Origin of the sequence: Stieleria sp. JC731 (genome assembly GCF_020966635.1) — a bacterium.
Lineage (GTDB): Bacteria > Planctomycetota > Planctomycetia > Pirellulales > Pirellulaceae > Stieleria.
The window spans coordinates 1-1,405 of record NZ_JAJKFQ010000030.1 but is presented as its reverse complement, the minus strand read 5'-3'; the positions used below and the strand labels follow the sequence as shown (position 1 = coordinate 1,405).

The following is a 1,405-nucleotide window of genomic DNA, read 5'->3' as shown; positions in this document are numbered from 1 at the left end:
GTAGACTTGTCAGCAGCGATGTGATGCAGACTGTGGTCGTGTGTACCACGCGAACCATGACATGAACCGAAGTGACGGAGTCGGGGTTTCTGAAGTGGTGTGTCATCCGCCGTCACTCGGTTATGTTCGCCGTTCGCGCGGATGGTTGTGCCTGCGATAACCAACGCCTGTTTTCGATGCTGACGGATCTGGCCCATCTGATCTCACCTGACAACCATTAGCCGCTCGCCGCAACTGAGTTTGTGGTTTGATAGTTGCTGCTGAATCCAGCCCATCTGATTTCGACGGACATCAGCTTTCAATCAATCGAAATTGAATTCACGGTTTGATTGTGTTGCTTGGACAACTCCCTTGTGAATTCACAGGACAGCAATTTCCTGTTTATCGCATTGGATGTCACGGTTTGATTTCTGCTCCGAGATGGCAGGTCAGGCGCCCTACCCGCCGGCTGAAATATCAATGCTCGTTTCCCTTGGCCATTCCGATCGGGTAGACTTGTCATCAGCGATGTGGTGCAGACTGTGGTCGTGTGTACCACGCGAACCATGACATGAACCGAAGTGACGGAGTCGGGGTTTTTGAAGTGGTTAGTCATCCGCCGTCACTCGGATATGTCCGCCGTTACCCGACTGAATTAGAACACCGTCAATGATTGCGATCCAAACGATCGGCAAAACATGGACGAAGGCATCTCGCGGTGGCGAACTTGCGGAGATGCGCAACCGCTTGCCGAAAGTCCTACCGCTCAAAAACCTTTCCGATTTTCCGGACCTTCTGTGGCACAAAGTTGGTTTCGGCGAAAACAACCGATTTGAATTGCCGTTGGTAAACGACGTGACGTCTCATGTCGAAAACAACCGTTTCGGATGCCGTAATATACACATTGACTGGACAGAGTCCTCGGCAACCTTGACCTACCAGTATCAATCGGGAGCTCCAAAACGATCCTTCTTTGACAACACCGGAACTCCTATTCCTCCAGAACACCTTATTCACATCTCGATGAATTGCTGGGCATCAATTGAATACAACGGACGTCTCACGTGCATCGACACCGGAAATTGGTGGTATGAACATACTGTTGTTAACGTGGCCGTCATGCGTTCATTCGATCATCGCGTATTCGTTGCGTCAGCTCCCTGCGAACGCTACACTCAACTGGCTTCGCTGCGGTAAATCTGCTTTGCGCATGGCGGGTAACCATGTGATGCAACGGAGGACGGGTGGTCCGTTTTATCGTTTGCTTGCACGTCTTTCGCCCGTCCCCGCTGATCACTACCGTTCGCGCGAGTAGATGAACCGCTGACTGAGTCATCTCTCTCAGTTAGTCATCGTCTATTGCGGTTTAAAGCATTTTGATCCGGCCCATTTGATTTCACGTGGCAACTGTAAGCGGATCGCCGCA

1 protein-coding gene is annotated in these 1,405 nt (G+C 51.2%); it reads left to right on the top strand.

Annotation, left to right across the window (positions count from 1 at the left end; translation table 11 throughout):
- Positions 1-648 precede the first annotated feature (648 nt).
- Positions 649-1,176 (top strand): hypothetical protein, encoded by a 528-nt coding sequence (locus tag LOC67_RS26920; RefSeq protein ID WP_230265957.1) that lies wholly within the window; start codon positions 649-651, stop codon positions 1,174-1,176.
- Positions 1,177-1,405 lie beyond the last annotated feature (229 nt).

What these genes read in the sequence shown, in the direction of transcription:
- LOC67_RS26920 (WP_230265957.1), top strand. Translation starts at nt 649, where the DNA reads ATGATTGCGATCCAAACGATCGGCAAAACATGGACGAAGGCATCTCGC.